The sequence below is a fragment of the Propionispora hippei DSM 15287 genome, from assembly GCF_900141835.1.
Lineage (GTDB): Bacteria > Bacillota > Negativicutes > Propionisporales > Propionisporaceae > Propionispora > Propionispora hippei.
The window spans coordinates 12,434-34,031 of sequence record NZ_FQZD01000033.1 but is presented as its reverse complement, the minus strand read 5'-3'; the positions used below and the strand labels follow the sequence as shown (position 1 = coordinate 34,031).

Genomic DNA, 21,598 nt, shown 5'->3' with positions numbered 1-21,598 from the left:
TCGAAGCGCTTTTCTACCACCGTCTCACTACTTATCAGGACTGATTGTTTTCTACCATGGCAGTCAGCTCGGTTGCCGAACGGGCCACTTCATTGGATGCCCGTTCAATTTCCTGTGAAGTGACGGCCAGACTGGTCACGGATTCAGAGATATGATCCATATGCTCAAAATTACTTTCGATAGCAGCCATGATCATGGACATACGGGAAGAAGTCTCCTCTACTGCCTTACTAACCGTGTCAAGTACGGCCGCCTGCTCATTCATACCACCGACAACCTCTTTGGTTGAGGCGGTATTATCCTTGATCAGCTCAACAATCTCATTGGCGGCAGTCCGGCTTTGCTCCGCCAGCTTACGAACCTCGTCGGCCACAACGGCAAAGCCCCGGCCGGCCTCCCCGGCCCGTGCCGCTTCAATGGCAGCGTTTAGCGCCAGCAAGTTAGTCTGGCTGGCAATACCGGTAATGGTTTCCACGATCCGGGCTACCGAATCGGACGTTGTTTCCAAGGAATTAACCCGCACCTGTGTTTCCTGGTTGGTCCTAATCATAGCTGCCACCTGGCGGAGCATCTGCGTCGTCGCCTCTTCGCCCTCAGCGGCTGTGCCTTTAGCCACTTCGGCCTCTTGCTTGGCTGCAGTGGAAGCATCCTTGATACTTTCGGCGGCATGGGCCATCTGGGAAGCCGAGGCTGAAGTTTCCTGGGCGGTTGCCGCTAGGGTCTGACTGGATTCCTGGACCTGCGCCACCAGAGCCGCTTGCTCCCGCATGACCAGTTCCAGCGCATCCTTACGATCTACTTCTTTGAGCAAAGCGTCAATGAAGGCCTGATTGGTATGCGCTTCTACCAGCTGAATCATTTGTTCGGTTGCCGCAATCACCTTTTGCACATAGGCCAAATCTGAACCGTATTCCTGGAAAATATACGGAAACAACTCCAGCTTCAGGGCGCCCATGGCCAGGACAAACCATTTGGCCGGCAATTTAATCCGGTTGTGAATATGGCCGACCTGCTCCACATGCGCCAGGACTGCTTCATCCAAAGTAGTCCGGCAAAGAACATTTAAAAACTCACGGAAAGTTTTCTTTAACTGAGCCACGCTGGAATGCTGCCTGATAAACTGTTCCACTTCCGGCACCTGGGTTAAACGGGCATAAAAATTGGTGGTAATCACATCACCATGCTTGTCCACAATGGGCTGTAAACATTGCAAATATCCGATTGTTTCCTGATTCAGCCCTAAAAAAGCTTTTTCTACCTTTACAGCTACCTGAATCACTCCTGCCGACGGCTGTGCAAACGATTTGCTTTTACCGAACATGCTGACTCCTCCTAGTTTTATGTTGTACTAAATAATTGACGGTATATTTTCCGACTGCTCTGCTGCCTGTTCTTCTCCGGCGGTTTTATAAAACTCCGCATAAAGAAAGGTTGCTAGCCGATAAAAGTAATCTGTATCGCTGTCAACCGTTGTCAGACCGGAAAATGAAACCAACAAAAAATTACTCTAACGGACAATATTCGCCAGAATTATGACAAATCCTGTTATCTATGTCATAATAAAGAAAGAATATGCATTAGCCCCAACTCAATAGACAGGAGGAAGATGTTATATGGCGCAGTACACAGGCATCGCTATCCAAAAAATGATTACCTATTTTGACGGAGATACCAGGCGAATCAATCACGCTTTAAAGGTTTACGGCTTTGCCAAGTGCATTGCCGAAAACGAAGGGCTGCCTGCTCCTTCCCTGGAGATTGTAGAGCTGTCGGCGATAATGCACGATATCGGCATCAAAGTCAGCGAGGCCAAATATAACTCCAGCGCCGGGCCATATCAGGAAAAAGAAGGCCCTGCCGTAGCCGGCGAGCTGTTGGCTGACCTCAAGCTGCCTCAGCCCGTTTGGAAAAGAATTGCTTATTTAATCGGCCATCATCATACCTATTCCGCGATTGACGGCCAGGATTTCCAGATATTGATTGAAGCGGACTTCCTGGTAAATATTGAGGAAGATCGCCTGACCAAGCCACAAATCGAAAGTATTTACCATAAGTATTTCAAAACCTCAACCGGCCGTACTTTACTAAACAGTATGTTTTCTTTTTCTGCGTAACTGAATTTTAACTATTGCCTAACACCACTGCTATTATTATGCGGTGTCCTGGGATCAAAGCTGTTTTTTTAAAGCGGCAGCCATATTTCTCTTTATTTCATCAAAATATTGCTCATAAATCAACTCCAGCCGTTGGTATAATTGTTGTTTCTCCCCTGTGGGAATATCCTCGGAATTTATTTGATCACAAATACACTGTATTTCGTCAATTACTTCCTGAGAAAATTTGCCCATACCTCCAACCCTCCTCATCTCACATATCACTTTTTTGTCATATGAGCAGTTTTCTTCTGTCGATTTTTCACAAAACCTTATAATACGACAGTATTCTACCTTGCCCAAGCTTTACCAATAGAATTTCGTCAAAATACATTTTTTTCCTTGTTTAATTTTAACTTATACATTAAAAAATTCCATTTTTGTAAAATTAATCTTGCTGAGTAAAGTAATTTTTTTATAGCCTCAGGCAGCAGCATTTTCCTGAGTAACAAAGGATATCTGAAAAAGGACCACGAAGTGGTTACCATAATTGCTTTTGATTCTGACAAGAGGTGACAATACAGCATGAAGCCAGAGAGCCAATTCACTCCTATTCCGCTTTATAAATTGTTATTTGACCGTTATCCGGACGGCGTTCTGCTAATGTCTCCCACCGGACAACTTATGGATGCAAATCCGGCCATTTACGCTTTACTCGGTTACACCCAGGAGGAATTATCCTGGCTAGCAGCCGGTTCACCGGCTGCCGACTTTCATGCTTCCTTGCTTGCCGTTCTTACTCAACGGGATCAGGACGGGTCCTTTCAGGGAGAATGCCTTCTCAGCCACAAGAACGGTGCCCTCATTCCCTGTGAAATACATTGTGAGTCCCTGCCTGACGCCGGCACTCCCGCTCCGGTTATGATTCGGCTCCGCAAAATAGCTGAGCAAAAACAGTTGGAAGATCAACTGCAACATTGCAGACAAAACTATCAGACACTGGTTGAGAGCTGTCCTTATGTCGTTGCCCGTTTGAACCGTGAACTCCGTCTGATTTATTTGAATCGTCCCCTTGCCCAGACACCGGTAGACGAGCTTTTAGGAAAAACCTGGTCAGAACTTCATTCTCATTTTGAAAATTACGAGTCCGGCCGGGACCAGTTGCTGGATATCTTTCATACCGGTAAAGCAACCACTTTGGAAGGTCGTTACCGTGACAGCCGCGGAATTATCCGCTATTTTCATTTTAAAATTTGCCCGGAATACGGGGATAATCAGACGGTAACAAGCCTGCTAATTATTATCCATGAGACAACGAAGGAAAAACAGTTGGAGGAAAGATTCTGCAAGGCCTTTCGCAAAAACCCCAGTATGATGGCGATTATCTCCTTAACCAACCGGAATTTTATTGACGTAAATGAAAGTTTTATAAAAACAGTCAATCTGCCTTACGGCGAAATTATCGGCAAACAGCCTCACGACATCGGCCTGCGGTATGACAAAAAAAAAGCCGTCTATCTGCAAACAAGCCTGGAAGCAGGCAAAAAGATCCATAACTATCAACTGCAAATTACCACAAAAGAAGCCAGGACGTTTACCGTCTTAATTTCAGCCGAAATCATTACCTTAGGCCTTCACAAATGCGCTCTAACAACGTTTACCGATATAACGGAAATCAAAGAGCTGAAGTTTCAGGTCGCCCGGCTGGACATCCTCAATATTATTGGTAAAATGGCCGCCAGTATCGGTCACGAAGTACGCAATCCCCTGACTACCGTCCGGGGTTATCTGCAAATGTTTCACGGCAAGGATTATTTCCGCCAGTATCATGATCAGCTTGCCACTATGATTTCTGAACTGGACCGGGCCAATCAGATTATTACGGAATACTTATCGTTGGCCAAGGCTCCGACATTCACGCTGCAGCGCGGCAATCTGAATCAAATACTTCATAGTTTGCAGCCCTTGCTGCAAACCGACGCATTGCAGTCGGGGCACGATTTAGAAATTATCACCGAGCCGGTACCCGACATTCTTTGCAACGAAAAAGAAATACGCCAATTGCTCTTAAACCTGGTAAAAAACGGCCTGGAGGCTATGGCGGTCAAAGGCAGCCTGACCATCCGGACATATACCGTTGACGCAAGGGCCCTGCTATCCATTCAAGACCAGGGAACCGGTATCGATCCGTATGTGCTGGATAATCTGGGCACCCCCTTCCTTACTACCAAAGAAGAGGGAACCGGATTAGGCTTGTCGGTTTGCTATCACATTGCCGAAAAGCACCGTGCCTCGATTGATATTCACAGCACGCCTGACGGCACCACCTTTTTCATTTCCTTTCCGGTGCTGGAGTGATAAACAAATAAAACTGGCTTGCGGCATTCCTGCCCGCAAGCCAGTTTTATTTGTTTATCACAAGCTGCTCTGCCGGATCAGCAGTTCGGTGCCTAAAGTGACTTTCTTAGCCACCTGCCTGCCGCTTAACTGTTCCAGCAGCAAATCAACCGCCGTCTCCCCCATCAGCTCAGTGTCGATCCGAACCGTGCTTAGCGAAGGAGAAAGATATTTGGCAATACTGATATCGTTGACGCCGATAACGGAAACCCGTTCCGGCACGGCGATCTTGCCTTCGCCCAGTGCTTTCAGGCAGCCGATAGCCATCGAATCATTGCCGATAAAAAAGGCTGTCGGCAAATTATCTCCATGCTCCTCGATCGCCCTTTTCATCAAACTGTAGCCATCATTAACTGAAAACCGGCCGCCATAGACATAGGAATCGTCATACATTTTCTTGCCTTTCAAATACGCCTTATAGGCCGCCTCGCGAGGATCTTCAATTTCCGCCGTCCGGTCTTTAAAAAGCTCCCGGCCGCCGATATAGCCGATCCTTTGATGGCCTTTAGCTAAAAAATAATCCAAAGCCTTGCGGGTTGCCAAATCAAAATCAATGCCTACGGCATCGAACCGGTCCCCGGCAGGCAGAAAATCCACAAAAACCAAATGGGCGGTAATGTCTTGCAGAACGGCAATTTCACTTTGACTGAACTTTCCTACCGCGATGATCCCCTGAACATTCTCCCTGGCCAAATCGGCCGGGTCCTGCAACGGTCGGACTATCGTCACGTTCTGCTGCTTGCACCGCCGCTCAATGCCCAGACGAATCGACATATAGTAGACATCGTCTAATTCCTCTTCCTCGGTATACCAATGAATTAAGGCTATTTTAGTAACGCCGGACTTCCGGGGCGTCCGCTTTTCATAGGAAAGCTCCTCCGCTGCCTCAAATACCCGTTTTTTAGTCTCGTCACTGACCGACAAGGTCATATCATAATTCAATACCCGGGATACAGTGGCAATGGATACACCTGCTTTGTCCGCTATATCTTTAATGGTTGCCATCGTATCTCCTTTCTTTCCCTGTCAGTCGCTGTTCCGGCTGACTTTCTCTCTTTCCGGCAAATTAATACGCCCGGCGCGATTACCGGCTAAGGCGGAAGGCATAGGTAGTCGTCGACCGGAATAACTGTCCGGCCGGCAGCACAACGGAAGGAAACTGCGGGTGATGAATGGCGTCGGGAAATCCCTGTGTTTCCAGACAAACTCCCAGGTAACGCCGTGAATGGCCTTCCGTAAAGACAAGCGTATCAGACAGTTGATTGCCGGTATACACTACCACACAGGGGGCGTCGGTGCGTACCTGCAGAATTCGCCCGCTGGCGGCATCATAGAGTTCCATTTGAGCCGCAGTCCCGCCGTCTAAAGCAAAAGCATGGTCATAGCCATTCTTCACCAACCGGCTTTGTGGATGGTCCGCCACAGTTCCGTCGGCCAATACACGTCCCTGACGAAAATCAAATACGGTGCCTGTTACCTCCAGCAGGCGGCCGGTCGGCAGCGAATCAGCGTCCAATTCGGTGAAACGGCTGCTATTTAACCGCAGCGTATGCTGCAAAATATCCCGTTTCAGGCCGCCGCTTAAATTAAAATACATATGATTGGTGGGAACAAACAGCGTATCTTTATCGGACTGCGCCTGGTACTCAATGATCAATTCATCGGTGTCGATCAGGGTATAGGTCACCTGAGCGGCAAGTGTCCCCGGATATCCCGCTTCTCCATCGGGACTGGTATAGGCAAAACGAACGCCGCAGCGGTCTTGCTGCAGGAACGGCTCACTTTGCCACACAACATGACTGAAGCCGGGATGACCGCCATGCAGATGATGAGGACCGCTATTTGCCGTCACCTGATAAGTCGTTCCTGCCAATTCAAAAGCAGCTTCCCTGATCCGCCCGGCCACCCGGCCGACCACGACACCAGAGCAGGGAACATTCTCCTGATATCCGGCCAAATCGGCAAAACCGAGAATAACGTTTTCATAGTTTCCCTGCCGGTCTGGTGTGAAGAGGCTGGTAATGGCACAGCCATAGTTCAGGCAGGTCATTTTCATTCCGTTTCGATTGCTCAGGAGGTAGCGATATACCGTTTGGCCGTCCACTAAACCGTAGTCCTCTCTCTTGATCTGCATAATCAGCATCCCTCCGTTCCCAAGGTGGCAATAAATTGCTTGAACGCCGCCATTCCTGCCTCATTCCGTTTGAATACCCCGGCATCCTCCAAAACACGCAAGAATTTAGCCGCCACTTCCCGGCGAACAATGGCTTCGGCATTGTCCGGAGTCACTGTCCCCTTATACCGCTGCGCCAGTTCTTCAGCCCAGGCAAGATGGTAATCCGCCACCCGATGCTCCCGCCCCAGCAAAAAATGTTCCACTTCTTTCAGTTCCCACTCCAGCCGGGCCGGCAGTACAGCCAACCCCATAACTTCAATTAAGCCGATGTTTTCTTTCTTTATGTGCTGCACATCCTCATGGGGATGAAAAATTCCCATTGGATGCTCTTCGGTCGTCCGGTTATTCCGTAGCACCAGGTCAAGTTCCCACATTTTCCCTCTTTTTCTGGCAATCGGAGTGATAGTATTGTGGGGAGTATCCTGGGTATAGGCCCGAATATGAGCAGCCTCATCACTGTAAGCGCGCCATTTCGCCAGAATATGATCGGCAGCGCTCACTATATCCGCCATGTGCTCGCCACGCAGACGGATAACCGACATGGGCCATTTTACAATAGCGCTTTCCAGCAGGGGAAAGTCCCTCAGCATAAACCGGTATTCGTCCGCCGCTTTAGCCATGGCAAATTCATAACGGCCGCCCTGATAATGGTCATGGGACAGAATGGAGCCGCCCACAATCGGCAGATCGGCGTTAGAGCCGACAAAATAGTGCGGCATGAAGTCAACAAACAACAATAACCGCTCCATGGTCTGCCGGTCAATTTTCATATCCCGGTGTTCGCCGGCCAGAACGATACAATGTTCATTGTAATATACATAGGGAGAATACTGGAAATACCAGGGCTCACCGCCAAGCCGTAATCTGATCAGACGGTGATTGGCCCTGGCCGGGTGACCGGCCCGTCCTGCGTAGCCCTCATTTTCCACACATAACAGGCAGCGTGGATAGTTCGAACTCTTCATCAGTTTTTCCCTGGCAATATCCTTGGGGTTCTTTTCCGGCTTGGACAAATTAATGGTAATATCCAATTCCCCATATTCGGTCGCCGCTTTATAATTGATATTCCGGGCAATCTGCCTGGTCTGAATATAATTGCTATATTGGCTGAGTGCATAAAAGTAATCGGTAGCTTCCTGGGGGTTGCGGGAAAACTTAGCATAAAACCGCTCATTAATGACGGAGGGCAGGGTAATAAAACAATCCATAATCTGACTGGACAAAATATCCCGCTGGTCAAAAACATCCTCGATTAATTTATGGTCACAGGCATAACCGACAAGAAAATCCAGCAGTTCCGGAATGCTCCCTTCGCTGTCAGTACCCTCCGTTTCCTGAAAATCATCAATTTTTAACAGATGAAGAATTCGGTTGCGGGCATAGACAGTATCCTCCCGGGTGATGAGCTGCACGGCCACCGCACGGGCTACCAGCTCGTTTACAGCCTGATAGATATTCATGATATTACCTCCACACTACGTGCTTATTCATTGAATCCGGCCGGATGCTGCTTATGCCAGTTCCAGGCGTCGGCCACAATCCGGTCAATACTGGTGCGCTGCGGCTTCCAGCCAAGCAGTTGTTTCGCCTTAGATGAAGAAGCGATTAATTTACTGGGATCGCCGGCCCGGCGGCTGCCAATCTTAGCCGGAATGGTGTGGCCGGTTACCTTTCGGGCGGTGTCAATAATCTCTTTAACCGAAAATCCCTTGCTACTGCCTAAATTGATAATAGTACTTTCTCCCTGGTTTTTCAGGTAATTCATGGCTAACACATGGGCCTCTATCAAATCTTCCACGTGAATATAATCGCGAATGCAGGTTCCATCGGCCGTATCATAATCGTCGCCAAAAATCGTGATATAGTCACGCTTGCCTAACGCCACCTGCAGAACCAGAGGAATCAGATGGGTCTCTGTGGCATGGTCTTCGCCAATTTTGGCGTCCTGCCGCGCTCCGGCTACATTGAAATAGCGAAGCGACACAAACTTGATGCCATATGCGACATCACACCACTTCATCATTTTTTCCATCGCCAGTTTGGTCTCACCGTAAGCATTGGTTGGCAATGGTGGCATATCCTCGGTGATGGGGACAGCCTGCGGTTCTCCGTAGGTAGCGGCAGTGGAAGAAAACACGATATGCTTCACCTGGTATTCATTCATCACTTCCAGCAGCACTTGTGTGCCATAGACGTTATTGTCAAAATAGGCCAGCGGCTTCTCCATCGATTCGCCGACAATCGAATTGGCGGCAAAATGAAGCACCGCATCAATCTTCTCTCTGGCAAATACCTCTCGCAAAAAGTGCCTGTTCCGTATATCGCCTTGATGAAAAATCGCCTCTTGATGGATGGCTCCCCGATGACCGGTCTGCAGGTTATCCACCACTACTACGGTATGTCCCAGTTCGATGAGCTGGTAAACGGCATGGGAGCCGATATAACCGGCTCCGCCCAGCACTAATACGTTCATTGTTTATCCTCCTCCGTAATTTCCCTTGCTCCGTCGCCAATATTGGCCATATAAAAAGTGGCTTCATAGCCGATACGCTCGCTATATTCCTTGCCTACGGCGCTGACAAAAGCTTCGCTCCGGTTCTTTTCCACCAGGGCAATGGCACAGCCGCCAAACCCGGCGCCGGTCATCCGGGCACCTAACACGCCAGGCTGCCGCCAGGCCGCCTCGACCAGCGTATCCAGTTCCTTGCCCGTTACCTCATAATCATCGCGCAGCGATATGTGCGACTGATTGACCAATCGGCCAAACTCCGTCAGATTGCCCTTTTGCAGTTCTTCCAGCGCCCGGACGGTACGGGCGTTCTCATATACGGCGTGATTAGCCCGTTTGATCCAGATGTCATTGCCAATGAGCTGCTTATGCTTTTCAAACTCGCTCTCCGACAGCTCACCCAACGACTTCACCGGCATCACCGTCTGCAGCCTGGCCAAAGCGGCCTCGCATTCACTGCGGCGCTCATTGTACTTGGAGTCGGCCAGTTCCCGCCGCTTGTTGGTATTCATAATCATGATCACATGCTCGGTCAGGCTAAGCGGCGCGTAGGAATAGTCCAGGGTATCGCAGTCAAGCAAAATACCGCAGCCGGCTTTACCCATTCCAATGGCAAACTGATCCATGATCCCGCTGTTCACACCAATAAATTCATTTTCTACCTTCTTGCCCAGCTTCACCATGGCAATCCGGTCAATAGCAAGCTGGAATAAACCCTCCAGCACAACACCGGTGAGCATTTCGATGGAAGCGGAAGAAGAAAGGCCGGCTCCGTTAGGAATTTCACCGTAAAAAACAATATCCATACCGGTGGTAATGCCATAGCCTTCCTCCCGGCAAAAGCGGAGCATCCCTTTCGGATAGTTTCCCCAGTTATGGGCTGGTTGGTAAGACAAGTCGTTCAGGCTAAATTCAATAACTCCTTTATCAGGAAAATTCATTGAATACATCCGCACCAGCTCATCATTCCGTTTACGGGCCAGCGCATAGGTGCCAAACGTCAGCGCACAGGGAAATACATGGCCACCATTGTAATCGGTATGCTCCCCAATGAGGTTAATCCGTCCCGGCGCAAAAAACACCCGTTCCCCACCGCCGGGAAACTTTTCCTGAAACACCCGTTTACATTCTGCCAGTTTTTGCATCCTTATTCCTCCTCTTCCTTTTGCAATCTGTATGATCATGCTGCCTACCCGGTAAACACACCGGCTAGTGCCTCACTACGTAAATGACCGCCGCTATTTTACCCGTTTTTTCAATAGTTTCCTGCTGATGATAAGTCGCAGATTTCTTATACTCTAAGAGTAATAATCCTATCCGGAAAAGTCAATATCCCATAAAGTATTTTAGTAAAATATTTTCGTTTTCATCAGTTTTTTTACTAAAATTTATTTTTCTCCATGTGCTGCCTCCGGCCTGCCTTACAAAAAATTGCTCCGGCAAAACATCTTATATTCGCTACAAATCGGGTAATAATAATGCTCGGGAGGTGATCGTAAATGGCACGTGATGTAAAATGCAATGTAAAAAACTGTCACTACTGGGGACAAGGCCACGAATGTACCGCTTCGGCTATTGAAGTAAATGTGGAAGGCGGCGCGGAAAAAGCCAGCTATGTCGCAGAAACCAACTGTCATACGTTCAAGACAAAATAATAGGACAGCAAAAGAGGGACGGCAATTTGCCGTCCCTTTTGCTAACCCCTATTCAATCTGTTTTTTCAGATTGAGCAGTTCGCTTACGGTAACGAAGGAATAACCCTGACCGGCCAGTTGCTCAATAATGCGGCTGACGGCCTCCGGAGTTGCCCGTGCGCAACTCCCTTCGTGCAGCAGAATAATACTGCCTGGTTTCGTCTGCTTTAAAACAAATCTGGTGGTGGCTTCCGCTGTTTTACCTTCCCAGTCCCGTGGGTCTACCGACCATAGAACGGTAGTATATCCCCGCTTTTGCAGTTCCTCTACCAGCTTATCGTTATAACCGCCGCCGGGAGGACGAAATAAAACAGGTTTTGGCGCCACCTTACTGATGGCCGCTTCCGCCCGTCCTACCTGTTCCAGGAATTCCGCCAGGCTCACCCGGTTTAAAAAAACATGACTGTAATTATGGCTGCCGACTTCATGCCCCTGGCGGGTTATGTTAGCAGCCAGTTCAGGATAGGCTTCCACCTGGGAACCTAACAAAAAAAAAGTGGCTTTTACCTGCTTTTTCGCCAGTACCTCCAGCAAGGCCTGCGTGGTGACTGGGTCGGGCCCATCGTCAAAGGTAAGGGCGACGATCTTTTTTACCGTATCCACCTGCCCGACGATAGCAACGCGAGTCGGCAGAAATTCCGCCAAAACCAGTAAAGCAATGCCTGCACACAAGAATAAAGACAGCCAGCGAATCCGTACATATTGGATAACCATTTCCTGCTCCTCCTGTTTTACACCTTTACAGTTGCTACTCTATATTCTACTGGACCGGCAAAAAACACATGCCACTTTTGTATAAAAATAAAAATCCCGTCGGCAAAACGGCTATACCGCTTGCAGACGGGATTTTTCACTGCGTTCCTATTGCATGTTTTCAGCGTCACGTTTTCTGTGTTTTAGAAAACCCAGGGAAGGCAACGAAAACTTTACTGCCACCCGGCCTCTTTTCACATCGTCCAACAGGGTATACACCACAGGCACCACCACCAGCGTTAAAATAGTGGAGGTAATCAGACCGCCGATAATGGCATGCGCCATAGGCGCCCTGGTTTCAGCGCCTGGTCCGATGCCTAGGGCCAGCGGCACCATACCGAAAATCATGGCCATAGTAGTCATCATAATCGGACGCATCCGGACGGTAGCCGCATCAACCAGTGCCTGATTACGTGCCACCCCTTTTTCCATCGACTGCTTGGCAAAGTCGATCAGCAGAATGGCGTTCTTCGTCACCAGACCCATCAGCATAATTACCCCGATTAGCGACATCATGCTGATTGTACTGCCGGCAGCCAGTAAGCCAAGGATGGCGCCAATAATGGCTAATGGCAGCGCCAGCATGATCGCAAAGGGATCGATATAGCTTTCAAACTGAGCGGCCAGAACAAAGAAGATAAACAGCACGGCCAAGGCCAAAGCCATCACAATGCCGGTAAAAGCATCCTTCATCTGCTGCGACTGCCCGGTGGCCACAAACTGATAGCCCTCCGGCAAAGCAACGTTACTTAACTGCTTGTTCAGTGCCGTATTGAAATCGCCTAACGTTACCCCTTTGAGGTTAGCGGAAATGGTAACCTGATCCTGCCGGTCATATCGCTTAATCTGGGTAGGACTTGTGGCATAGACAGTTTGCGTCACCTGCGACAGCGGTACCATTACTGTCTGTCCGTCCTTGTCCCGGTTGGAACCGGCCAGATAAATGTTGTTTACGTCGGACAGGCTTTTCCGGTCACCCGGTGCCAGAATCAGACGGATATCATAGGCGTCATCGTCCTCTTTAAACTGAGACACCACGGTGCCATTAAACATAGTCTGCAGCGTACTGGCAATATTGGACGTAGATACGCCCAAATCAGAAGCTTGATCACGGTTAACTACAATCTGTACGTCCGGCTTGCCGGCTTCATAGCTGGAAGTAACATCGACGGCGCCCGGCGTGGACGCCACAATCTGTTCAACCTGTTCTGCCAGCTCGGACAACTTATCCAGTGAAGGTCCCTGAATGACCAATGATACCGGCTTGCCGCTGGACATGCCGGATTTCTTGGAAACACTGACCTGTACTCCGGTCATGCCGTCCAGCTTTTGCCGCAGGTCGACAATAATATCATTGTCACTGCGTTTGCGCTGCCCTTTATCAGTAAGCTTGGTCAAAATATTGATGCTACTGTTATCGGAATTGGCATAGGTCATTGTGACCTCCGGCAGAGACCGGATGGTATCGGCCATTTGATCGGCAATAACCCCGACAGCTTCCGGCGTCATTCCCGGGTCGACATCGGCGCTTACCGTAAGCTCGCCGCTATCGGAGTCGGGAATAAAACTCGAGCCCAAAAGGGGAGTTAAAACAAGGCTGCCGATAAACAGGGCCGCGGCGATCAGCATGACTTTTCCCCTGTGTTCCAACGCATAGGAAAGAAAGGTGCCGTAGCGCTCAGTGGCCCGGTCAAACTTACCATTCCAGTGTTCCCAGAACCGTCCCAGACGGCTGGTAGCCGCTTCCCCATGGCTATTGTTTAAATATTTTGCCGACAGCATCGGCGTCAACGTAAAGGCAACAAACAGTGATACCAGCACGCTGACGGCAACGGTAATCCCGAACTGCTTAAAGAACTGCCCGACAATGCCTGTCATCATCCCCACCGGCAGGAATACGGCCACTAAAGTCAGCGTAGTTGCCGTAACTGCCAGACCGATTTCGGCCGTACCTTCGGAAGCAGCCTTAAACTTATCCTTACCCATCTCTAAATGGCGCACGATATTCTCAATGACAACAATGGCATCGTCAATGAGAAGGCCGACTGCCAGCGACAGCGCCAGCAAAGACATGGTATTAAGTGTGAAGTTCAACGCCTTCATGGCCAGGAACGAAGTAATAATTGAAGTTGGTATGGCAATAGCGGCAATCATGGTGCTTCGCCAGTTACCCAAAAACAGGAATACGATCCCGACAGCCAATACCCCGCCGAAAATCAGGTTAAACAGCACATCGTGAATGGAATCGTTGATATTTTTAGAGTTGTCCCGCACCAGAGAAATTTCCACACCGGGAGGCAAATCTTTTTTGATCGTTTCCAGTTCTTTTTTGACGTTAGTTACCACTTCCACTGTATTGCTGCCCGACTGCTTCATGATATCTAGGCCGACAGCCGGGCTGCCGTTTAGCTTGGTAATGGAAGTAACACTCTTAGTGGTATCCGCCACGGAAGCAATATTTTTAACAAATAGTTGCACACCGTCCCGCCGGGCCACTGGCAGGTCCAGAATAGCCTGAGGCGAGGTTAAGCTGCCCATGGTCCGCAGGCTGGTTTCCCTGTTTCCGTCGGTAACCTTCCCGCCGGGAGTTTCCATATTCTCATTGCGCAGGCTATTTGTCACCTCTGGAATGGTCAGCCCATAGGCCGCCAGCTTGTTGCTATCCAGATTAATCTGAATCTCCCGGTCCAGACCGCCCTGTACATTGACGGCAGCCACGCCATTTACGGCTTCCAGTCGTTCTGCCACCGTATCCTGAGCTAGAATAGTCAGCTCACGCTGGCTGGCTTTACCGGTCAGCGCAATGGATGCAACCGGGGTTTCCGAAGGATCAAAGCGGGTAACCACCGGCGCTTCGGCATCATCGGGCAGCACGCCCTGCAAACGTCCCACTTTATCGCGGACATCCTGTGCTGCCGTGGCCGCTGAGGTTTCCATAGTAAACTGGATGACCGTTACCGAACTGCCTTCCTTTACAGTCGAAGTAATATGGTCAACACCCGGTACAACACTGACCGTCTCCTCCACCTTTTGGGTAACCTTTGATTTAACTTGTTCCGGTGAAGCGCCCGGATAGCTGACGGTAACTGCTACGACAGGAATCTCCACATCAGGATATTCATCTACATTTAACGAGATGTAGCTGAATAAGCCTAAAACGACAAGAGCTAAGATGGTTACTGTCGCGAACACCGGACGCTTTAAGCTTATATCAGTAATTTTCATTGTCTATCTCCCTTTACCTTTACTCCGTTACTTTTACCGCTTCATTATCCTTTAGCTGATTTACACCGCTGACAACCACCTTGTCTCCCTGCTGTAAACCGCTTTTAATCTGGATACTGTCCTGATCGGCCTTGCCGATTTCGATTTGATGCCGCACGGCCTTGCCGTCTTCCGCGGTAAATACATAATACAGCCCTTGTTTCTGGATGACTGCAGCCTGCGGCACGGTAAGCACTGCTACCGGGTCGCCGGTAGCCAGCTCAATTTTGGCGAACATGCCGGCCTTCAAGGCTTCGTCGGCATTATCCAGCTTAATTTTAGTTCTGAACATCCGGCTGGCCGAGCCTGCCTCGGGATTCATGCCATCCACGGTTCCCTCAAACACCCTGTCGCCATAGGCATCCACCCGCACTTGCGCCTTCTGCCCCACTTTGACCTGTCCCAGGTCCTTTTGCTCAATATTTACCACAGCCTGGACCTGGCTGATGTCCTGTACTATCATTAAAGCCGCACCAGGCGATACCACCTGGCCGACAGTGGCCGTTTTATTGGCAACAACTCCGTCTACCGGTGCTGTAATCACGCCATAACCCAGTTGCTGCGTTGCGTTGTTGCGGCCAGCCACGGCACTGGATAAATCAGCCTGTGCACTCTTTAGTTTGGCCGTTGCCGTATCCAATTGCTGTTGTGAAACGGCTCCTTTATCATACAAGGTTTGATAGCGGTTGTAATCGGCTGCAGCCAGATCATAGCTCACCTGGGCTTTGGTCACTGCATCCTCAGCCGTCCGCACCGAATTGGTCAATTCCACGCTTTCCAGCCGGACTAATGGATCACCGGCCTTTACCGGCTGACCTTCCTCAACCAGCACTTCTTCAATTCGTCCCGCAATCTTAGCACTGATTGTCGCTGAAGTTCTGCCCTCGATGGACCCATTTAAAGAGAGTCCCGGCACCACCTTTGTATATTGTACGTCCGCTACCCGTACGGCTACTCCGCTATCCGCCTGAGGCTGTACCTTTTCCTTGGAAAACGCGCCGCTGCGGAAAACCAGCGTCAAACCGACGACCAGCAAAACCGGCACCAACCAGTATTTGAGCTTAAACCCTTTCATCTTGCCTGCCTCCTTGTATTCTATATGGAAATTCCTGATCTGCCGCACACATACCTACCAGTCGGTATGTATGCGGCAGAAAAATAACCTCGCTCTAACAGGAGGCCTATTTCTTTCAAGCACAAATCAAACGCCACAGATTTTCTGTCATCAACTTGCGTATTTCCGGGCTGTTCAGCTTTTCGCCCAGGGATATCTGTCCGTTAAGCATGGCCAGAATCATGACCGCCAACGCGTGCGTATCGGCCTGGGGGCGGATTTCACCCTGCCCCATCGCGGCCTGCAGCTTTGCTCCAATAGCCTGGCAAACCGTCATATGGCTGCGATCAATCCGTTCTTGCATTTTGGGGAAATGATTCATAACTTCTAAAATAAAGCTAGCGTGATTTTCCCGGTAATCTCCTTGCTCCATACCCAACAAACTGCGGGCATACACCTCAAGCTCCCGCTCGACCAGCATAGAGTAGAGCGCCTGTTGCAAGCTGCCGTCCCGGCTGAATACATCAATGTACTTAGCTTCTATACGATCAAATAAGTAATGCACCGCAGTATACAACAGGTCTTCCTTGCTGGAAAAGTAGTGATAGATACCACCTTTAGTAATCCCCGCTTCAGCGGCCACGTCCACCAAAGACACATATTTGTAGCCTCGCTGTAAAAATAACCGCAGCGCTACATGGATGATATTGTCCTTTGTCACAGCATCGTCTCCTCGCACACCGACCTACCGGACGGTATGTGCTTATTATCATATAATTTTTGCTAACTGTCAATAAAAAAACCACTGATTTATTCGCGCTGTCTGTCCTGACAGATCTTCTTTTCGTCCGGCGTCTTCAGCAAAACCCCGCAAGAGTGCGGCTAACCTCCGGGTTTTGTGTTTTTGACCAATAAGAAAGACTTGGCTCGTGCCAAGTCCTGCCTGACGCAGCCGGCGTCATTCTCTTATACGCATCTTTTGACCTTGCAAATCTTCCGCCAGGCTAACAGTCCCATTAACCCGGTGGTTGACCGGAAAAATTCTGTTCTTTTATTTGAAGTAATCGAATAATTGGCCGAAATCCACACCGGCAATCTTCTTGTTTTGATAGACCGCATATAGCGTTTCCAGACCGTCACGCAAATGGCGCGACATGATGCCATGCGACCGGGATAAGCTCGCCTCCATATAGGCGGCCAAATGATCGCAGGCCTTGATAATCTCTCCGTCTATCGGTGCATATCGGTCCTCATTATACTGCCGGGAAATCTCCTCAGATGTGACCTTTTTGATCTGGCCCTGCAGCATAATTTTGCTGGCAAACTCGTCCTGCATAAAGTATTCCAGTTCTTTTTGCCAGGCTGTGGGAATCAAGGGGTACAACTTGGCCCTCACCTGGCTGTTTTCAATTTCTTTAATGAGCTCATCCAAGCCGGCAACCGAACGTTTGACCGGTGAGACAATATCCCGTGTGAGCACCTCCGGCAAATCATGGAACAGCCCGGCGAAGAAGTTGTTGACCGCCCGCTGATTGCAAGCCTTCAGTTCAATAACCGAAACCATATATGACAGCAAAGCCACAATCAGCATATGTCCCATAACCGAGGTCTCCGGCACCCGTGGCGACTGGGCCCAGCGTTGCTGAAAGCGAAGCTGGCCGACCAATTCGATAAAATGGTTGGCCTTTTTATGCAAAGCTATTTTCTGCACTCCGATCAGATCATAGTGCTCCTCGATCTCATTGGCAATGCGGGCTTCGGTTTCTTCCAGCCCGTATATGTTGGAATTCAGCTTGCGTATAATCTGAAACTCCCACTGCGTTGCCAGGAAGTGAGCGGCCTTTAAGATTTTCTTTTCCAGCAGGCAGCAGTCCGGTTCGGTAAAGTAGTCTTCCATCCTCCGGTAAAAATCACTGCCCAGGCAATCCACGCGGGGTTTTAGCTCAGCCAGCACCCAGGTATTGATCTGCTTGCCATGGCGCGCCATCAGTTCGTAATATACCGGCGGTTTTATATCGGTTAAAACAATCCGGTGCAAAAACTCAAATAAACCGCCCTCAATAATCGCCTGCCAGCTAACCGGTCCAGTACTTTCCTCCGTCTGAAAGCGGGCCAGCACATAGGCAATAACCATCTTTTGCGCCTGTTTATCCAGTTCGGTAAACCCCTTAGGACGGATATGGTCGTTCCAGCGTTGCATATGAGCGCTTTCATGGATAAACTCCAGCAATACCTTGCGAATCATCTTCTTCCACCTCTCCCTGCTTGCCGGTTATTTCCGTTCTTCTGGCCTGGCCACAGACAGATTGACATGGCAGTAGCCGTGCGGATTTTTATCTAAATAAGCCTGGTGGTATTCCTCGGCGGGATAGAAATTCCTCAGTTCCTCCACTTCCACAACAATAGGCCGGTTGTAATGCAGTTGCTGGCTGTAAAGAAAACCGGCAATGACCGGCTGATCGGCAGGATCGGTAAAATATACTCCCGTCCGGTACTGTGTCCCCTGATCGTGCCCCTGATAGTTCAGTGTGGTCGGATCAATGATGCGGAAATAGTGCTCCAATAGTTTGACCAATGGCAACACATTCTCATCATAAACCACTTCGCAAATTTCGGCATGGCCGGTCTGACCGGAGCAAACCGCCTCATAGGAAGGTGCCTCCGTCTTTCCCTGTCCATAGCCCACCATCGTGGAGATGACACCCTTCAACTGCTGATAATAGGCCTCAACACCCCAGAAGCAGCCACCAGCCAGCCAGATTTTTTTCATAATATTTCCTCCCTGTTACTGTTATTTTACGATATCCCGCAGGGCTGTCAAAAAGCAATCCATTTCTTCATCGGAACCGATACTGACCCGCAGAAAATTGTCAATCCGAGGCTTCTTAAAATATCGCACCAGCACGCCCCGCTCACGCAGTTCCCGGAAAATCCGTTCGGCCGGCACAATCGGATGACTGATAAAAATCAGATTGGCCGTCGACGGCACAACCTCAAAACCCAGTTTTTCCACACTGACCACCACCCGCTGCCTGGTAGCCATAATTTTTTGTCTGGTTTCTTCAAAATGGACTTCGTCCTTAAAGGCTTCCACTGCACCGGCCAAAGCAATGCGGTCCAGGGTATAGGAATTGATCGAATTTTTCACCCTGTCCAGCGCCTCAATCAGTTCGACGCTGCCCAGAGCAAAACCGACCCGCAGTCCGGCTAATGAACGTGACTTGGAAAGGGTCTGAATGATCAGCAGGTTGTCATAGTTTCGGAGAAGCTTTACGGCCGACTCACCGCCAAAATCAATATAGGCTTCGTCGACAATGACCACCTGATCCCGGTTTTTTCGCAAAATAGTTTCAATGGCGGCCAACGATAAGTAACGCCCGGTAGGGGCATTGGGATTAGGGAAAATAATACCGCCGTTAGGTTGCCAGAAGCCTTCCACCGGAATGGAAAAATCCTCATTAAGCGTGACCAGTTGGTAATCAATGTGAAATAGTGCCGCGTAAACCGGATAAAAGCTGTAAGTAATATCGGGAAACAGGATCGGTGAGCCGGGATCAAAGAATGCCATAAAACTAAAGGCCAATACCTCATCCGAACCGTTTCCGACAAATACCTGTTCCTTTTTCAGTCCGTAATACGCACCAATCGTATCCCTAAGCTCATCACAGGCGGGTGGAGGATATAATCTAAGCTTGTCGTCGGCCGCCGCCTGCATAGCCTGAACCGCCTTCGGCGAAGGCGGATACGGATTTTCATTAGTATTTAATTTTACATAAACTTTATCCTTCGGCTGTTCACCGGGAATATAGGGATCCAGTCCCTGCACTGCTTTACTCCAATATTTGCTCATCATCTACGACTCCCTTTACTATTGGTTACACGCTTATCTTTATTGTCTCTCGCGACACACTGTCTTAACCGCCGGCCAGTCATATTCGCCCGGACCGTGGCCCGCTGTCTTACAAATTAGTAGCTACAATGAACAGTCCCAAGCCGGCCAACTGATCTTTGCGCTTCTTGTTATCTGCCTTGGGTTTAACGGCGGCCCGCAGCTCTTTGTCATGAGCCTGGGCGTATTTCAACACAGCCGAATAATAACTTTCCTCCGCCGTTTCCGGCACCGGCGCCGTCCACAGGGCCGGATTATAATCCTTGGTGATTCGCGACAGGACACCGCCGCTTCTACTATAGTCAACCTGATCAAGCAGCATGATCTCCCGTTTTGTCACGCGGAACAGATAATGCTGCAATTGATAAGAATCTAACATATTGTCCGGCGTCGTCTTAAGCCAAACATTGACCAGCAATTCATCCCGGTAAGGATCCTTTTCATAAGCCAGTGTCTGTGTATCAAATTGTGCAATCACCGAACCGTCCTGTTCAACTGCCGCAAACCGCGCCGGCTCCATTGTAGCCTGCGCCGTACCCAGCAACAGCAAACTCATCGCCAGCACCAGGCTCTTGATCATTCGTTTATATCCATCCATGGAAGCACCATCCCTGCCTATTCCGTTTGTGCTAATTGCGCCGCATTTTCCCCTGCCCGATTAGCCTGTTATAGGTGTAATTCACCAAACTTTGCAAAGACCCTTTTTTCACCAGGAAGATACTCTTGGGGCCACATTAGAAATGCATATTTTTTATGCTGCTGAATAGTCATATAAAAGTTACCTGTTAGGAGGGAGATTATGCTGGACAACTTGGCATTTGCCGTGCAATACGGTTTGAGAAATTTTGATTTACAAAACCTGATTAATTTTAAAATCATCCTGCTAAGCATCGTCATCGAGGCTTTTCCCTTTGTCTTGCTTAGTGTGCTGATCTCCGCCGGAATGAATCACTTCCTGTCCGAGAACACCATACAAAAATGCATCCCCAAAAACACCTTATTCTCCTTGCTGATGGCCGCCCTCCTGGGTATGTTGTTTCCTGTATGCGATTGCGGTATGGTCCCCATCGTGCGCCGTCTGCTTTTGAAAGGGGTGCCGCTTCGCTTCGCCATTACCTTTATGCTGGCCGCCCCGATTATCAATCCCGTAGTTGCCACAGCGACCTGGTTCGCCTTTAACGGCAACAGCCTGATGCTTTTATATCGCCTAGCAGCGGCTTTTGCCATTGCCTGCTGTGCCGGTCTGACGGTAGATCTTCTTTTTGGCGACAAAGCGCTGCGGCAAACTTCCCATGAATCCCAGGAAACAGCCTGTTCCTGCGGCTGTCACGCCTCCCCGGTCCAGCCTAATGCCTCTTTTGCTGAAAAAATTATGTATACTTTCCGTGACGCCGGCGCTGAATTCTTTGACATGGGGAAATATTTGCTGCTGGGAGCCATGCTGGGGGCAGCCCTGCAACTCCTGCTGCCCCGGCAACTATTGTTAGGACTGGGGAAGGACCCACTGTACTCCGTTATCGTCATGCTGCTGTTTGCCTTCAGCGTTTCCGTCTGTTCCTCGGCCGACGCTTTTATTGCCGCCTCGTTCAGCAGCAGTTTTACGCCCGGTTCGCTGATCGCCTTTATGGTTTTCGGCCCTATGATTGATGCCAAGAACCTGCTCATGCTGCTCCATGTATTTAAAACCCGCTTTGTAGCCACGCTCACGGTTACTGTCATTTTACTCTGCGGCGGCCTGGCCTATTTGTTAAATGTTTTATAAGAAGGAG

19 protein-coding genes are annotated in these 21,598 nt (G+C 49.5%); 4 read left to right on the top strand and 15 right to left on the bottom strand.

Annotation, left to right across the window (positions count from 1 at the left end; translation table 11 throughout):
• Positions 1-34 precede the first annotated feature (34 nt).
• Positions 35-1,321 carry a globin-coupled sensor protein gene (locus F3H20_RS15265; RefSeq protein WP_149735770.1) on the bottom strand — a complete coding sequence of 429 codons (1,287 nt, stop codon included), beginning with the start codon at positions 1,319-1,321 and terminating at the stop codon, positions 35-37.
• 292 nt (positions 1,322-1,613) lie between these two features.
• Here F3H20_RS15265 and F3H20_RS15260 point away from each other — a divergent pair, with 292 nt between their 5' ends.
• Complete coding sequence (locus F3H20_RS15260; protein ID WP_149735769.1) at positions 1,614-2,114, top strand: HD domain-containing protein; 501 nt, start codon at positions 1,614-1,616, stop codon at positions 2,112-2,114.
• A gap of 54 nt (positions 2,115-2,168) precedes the next feature.
• Here the strand turns inward: F3H20_RS15260 and F3H20_RS15255 are convergent, their stop codons facing one another.
• A complete protein-coding gene (locus F3H20_RS15255) occupies positions 2,169-2,348 on the bottom strand; it encodes a hypothetical protein (RefSeq protein ID WP_149735768.1) in 180 nt (59 codons plus the stop codon).
• Between the two features lie 330 nt (positions 2,349-2,678).
• On the opposite strand from F3H20_RS15255, the gene F3H20_RS15250 reads away from it, so the two are divergent.
• Complete coding sequence (locus F3H20_RS15250; RefSeq protein ID WP_149735767.1) at positions 2,679-4,451, top strand: PAS domain-containing sensor histidine kinase; 1,773 nt, start codon at positions 2,679-2,681, stop codon at positions 4,449-4,451.
• Positions 4,452-4,508: 57 nt separating this feature from the next.
• Here the strand turns inward: F3H20_RS15250 and F3H20_RS15245 are convergent, their stop codons facing one another.
• The 5 genes from F3H20_RS15245 to F3H20_RS15225 form a co-directional block, all read right to left on the bottom strand.
• Complete coding sequence (locus F3H20_RS15245) at positions 4,509-5,495, bottom strand: LacI family DNA-binding transcriptional regulator (protein ID WP_149735766.1); 987 nt, start codon at positions 5,493-5,495, stop codon at positions 4,509-4,511.
• A 79-nt stretch (positions 5,496-5,574) separates the two neighbouring features.
• On the bottom strand, positions 5,575-6,624 hold the full coding sequence (locus F3H20_RS15240) for an aldose epimerase family protein (protein ID WP_149735765.1): 1,050 nt from the start codon (positions 6,622-6,624) through the stop codon (positions 5,575-5,577).
• 2 nt (positions 6,625-6,626) lie between these two features.
• A complete protein-coding gene (gene galT, locus F3H20_RS15235; protein ID WP_149735764.1) occupies positions 6,627-8,126 on the bottom strand; it encodes a UDP-glucose--hexose-1-phosphate uridylyltransferase in 1,500 nt (499 codons plus the stop codon).
• A 23-nt stretch (positions 8,127-8,149) separates the two neighbouring features.
• Positions 8,150-9,139 (bottom strand): UDP-glucose 4-epimerase GalE, encoded by a 990-nt coding sequence (gene galE, locus F3H20_RS15230; RefSeq protein ID WP_149735763.1) that lies wholly within the window; start codon positions 9,137-9,139, stop codon positions 8,150-8,152.
• Complete coding sequence (locus F3H20_RS15225) at positions 9,136-10,320, bottom strand: galactokinase (protein ID WP_149735762.1); 1,185 nt, start codon at positions 10,318-10,320, stop codon at positions 9,136-9,138. The genes galE and F3H20_RS15225 overlap by 4 nt, the downstream gene beginning before the upstream one ends.
• Before the next feature lie 354 nt (positions 10,321-10,674).
• On the opposite strand from F3H20_RS15225, the gene F3H20_RS15220 reads away from it, so the two are divergent.
• Positions 10,675-10,830 (top strand): DUF1540 domain-containing protein, encoded by a 156-nt coding sequence (locus F3H20_RS15220; protein ID WP_149735761.1) that lies wholly within the window; start codon positions 10,675-10,677, stop codon positions 10,828-10,830.
• A gap of 48 nt (positions 10,831-10,878) precedes the next feature.
• Here F3H20_RS15220 and F3H20_RS15215 read toward each other — a convergent pair whose 3' ends face one another.
• From F3H20_RS15215 to F3H20_RS15180, 8 genes are all read right to left on the bottom strand, one after another.
• Complete coding sequence (locus tag F3H20_RS15215) at positions 10,879-11,583, bottom strand: polysaccharide deacetylase family protein (RefSeq protein WP_223191794.1); 705 nt, start codon at positions 11,581-11,583, stop codon at positions 10,879-10,881.
• A 147-nt stretch (positions 11,584-11,730) separates the two neighbouring features.
• Complete coding sequence (locus F3H20_RS15210) at positions 11,731-14,847, bottom strand: efflux RND transporter permease subunit (protein ID WP_149735760.1); 3,117 nt, start codon at positions 14,845-14,847, stop codon at positions 11,731-11,733.
• 19 nt (positions 14,848-14,866) lie between these two features.
• Positions 14,867-15,961: an efflux RND transporter periplasmic adaptor subunit gene (locus F3H20_RS15205; RefSeq protein ID WP_149735759.1), complete on the bottom strand. Its 1,095-nt coding sequence runs from the start codon at positions 15,959-15,961 to the stop codon at positions 14,867-14,869.
• Between the two features lie 115 nt (positions 15,962-16,076).
• Complete coding sequence (locus tag F3H20_RS15200; RefSeq protein WP_188128361.1) at positions 16,077-16,661, bottom strand: TetR/AcrR family transcriptional regulator; 585 nt, start codon at positions 16,659-16,661, stop codon at positions 16,077-16,079.
• A gap of 330 nt (positions 16,662-16,991) precedes the next feature.
• Complete coding sequence (locus F3H20_RS15195) at positions 16,992-18,185, bottom strand: HD domain-containing protein (protein ID WP_149735757.1); 1,194 nt, start codon at positions 18,183-18,185, stop codon at positions 16,992-16,994.
• Between the two features lie 27 nt (positions 18,186-18,212).
• Positions 18,213-18,710 (bottom strand): peptide-methionine (S)-S-oxide reductase MsrA, encoded by a 498-nt coding sequence (gene msrA / locus F3H20_RS15190; protein ID WP_149735756.1) that lies wholly within the window; start codon positions 18,708-18,710, stop codon positions 18,213-18,215.
• Positions 18,711-18,731: 21 nt separating this feature from the next.
• Positions 18,732-19,793, bottom strand: coding sequence for a histidinol-phosphate transaminase (gene hisC / locus F3H20_RS15185; RefSeq protein ID WP_223191793.1), 1,062 nt, complete (start codon positions 19,791-19,793; stop codon positions 18,732-18,734).
• A 106-nt stretch (positions 19,794-19,899) separates the two neighbouring features.
• Positions 19,900-20,427: a hypothetical protein gene (locus tag F3H20_RS15180; RefSeq protein WP_149735755.1), complete on the bottom strand. Its 528-nt coding sequence runs from the start codon at positions 20,425-20,427 to the stop codon at positions 19,900-19,902.
• A 201-nt stretch (positions 20,428-20,628) separates the two neighbouring features.
• Here F3H20_RS15180 and F3H20_RS15175 point away from each other — a divergent pair, with 201 nt between their 5' ends.
• Complete coding sequence (locus F3H20_RS15175) at positions 20,629-21,591, top strand: permease (protein WP_149735754.1); 963 nt, start codon at positions 20,629-20,631, stop codon at positions 21,589-21,591.
• Positions 21,592-21,598 lie beyond the last annotated feature (7 nt).

Excerpts from the sequence above, each read along its gene's own strand:
- F3H20_RS15265 (WP_149735770.1), bottom strand. The coding sequence starts at position 1,321 with ATGTTCGGTAAAAGCAAATCGTTTGCACAGCCGTCGGCAGGAGTGATT.
- F3H20_RS15260 (WP_149735769.1), top strand. The coding sequence starts at position 1,614 with ATGGCGCAGTACACAGGCATCGCTATCCAAAAAATGATTACCTATTTT.
- F3H20_RS15255 (WP_149735768.1), bottom strand. The coding sequence starts at position 2,348 with ATGGGCAAATTTTCTCAGGAAGTAATTGACGAAATACAGTGTATTTGT.
- F3H20_RS15250 (WP_149735767.1), top strand. The coding sequence starts at position 2,679 with ATGAAGCCAGAGAGCCAATTCACTCCTATTCCGCTTTATAAATTGTTA.
- F3H20_RS15245 (WP_149735766.1), bottom strand. The coding sequence starts at position 5,495 with ATGGCAACCATTAAAGATATAGCGGACAAAGCAGGTGTATCCATTGCC.
- F3H20_RS15240 (WP_149735765.1), bottom strand. The coding sequence starts at position 6,624 with ATGCAGATCAAGAGAGAGGACTACGGTTTAGTGGACGGCCAAACGGTA.
- galT (WP_149735764.1), bottom strand. The coding sequence starts at position 8,126 with ATGAATATCTATCAGGCTGTAAACGAGCTGGTAGCCCGTGCGGTGGCC.
- galE (WP_149735763.1), bottom strand. The coding sequence starts at position 9,139 with ATGAACGTATTAGTGCTGGGCGGAGCCGGTTATATCGGCTCCCATGCC.
- F3H20_RS15225 (WP_149735762.1), bottom strand. The coding sequence starts at position 10,320 with ATGCAAAAACTGGCAGAATGTAAACGGGTGTTTCAGGAAAAGTTTCCC.
- F3H20_RS15220 (WP_149735761.1), top strand. The coding sequence starts at position 10,675 with ATGGCACGTGATGTAAAATGCAATGTAAAAAACTGTCACTACTGGGGA.
- F3H20_RS15215 (WP_223191794.1), bottom strand. The coding sequence starts at position 11,583 with ATGGTTATCCAATATGTACGGATTCGCTGGCTGTCTTTATTCTTGTGT.
- F3H20_RS15210 (WP_149735760.1), bottom strand. The coding sequence starts at position 14,847 with ATGAAAATTACTGATATAAGCTTAAAGCGTCCGGTGTTCGCGACAGTA.
- F3H20_RS15205 (WP_149735759.1), bottom strand. The coding sequence starts at position 15,961 with ATGAAAGGGTTTAAGCTCAAATACTGGTTGGTGCCGGTTTTGCTGGTC.
- F3H20_RS15195 (WP_149735757.1), bottom strand. The coding sequence starts at position 18,185 with ATGATTCGCAAGGTATTGCTGGAGTTTATCCATGAAAGCGCTCATATG.
- msrA (WP_149735756.1), bottom strand. The coding sequence starts at position 18,710 with ATGAAAAAAATCTGGCTGGCTGGTGGCTGCTTCTGGGGTGTTGAGGCC.
- hisC (WP_223191793.1), bottom strand. The coding sequence starts at position 19,793 with ATGATGAGCAAATATTGGAGTAAAGCAGTGCAGGGACTGGATCCCTAT.
- F3H20_RS15180 (WP_149735755.1), bottom strand. The coding sequence starts at position 20,427 with ATGGATGGATATAAACGAATGATCAAGAGCCTGGTGCTGGCGATGAGT.
- F3H20_RS15175 (WP_149735754.1), top strand. The coding sequence starts at position 20,629 with ATGCTGGACAACTTGGCATTTGCCGTGCAATACGGTTTGAGAAATTTT.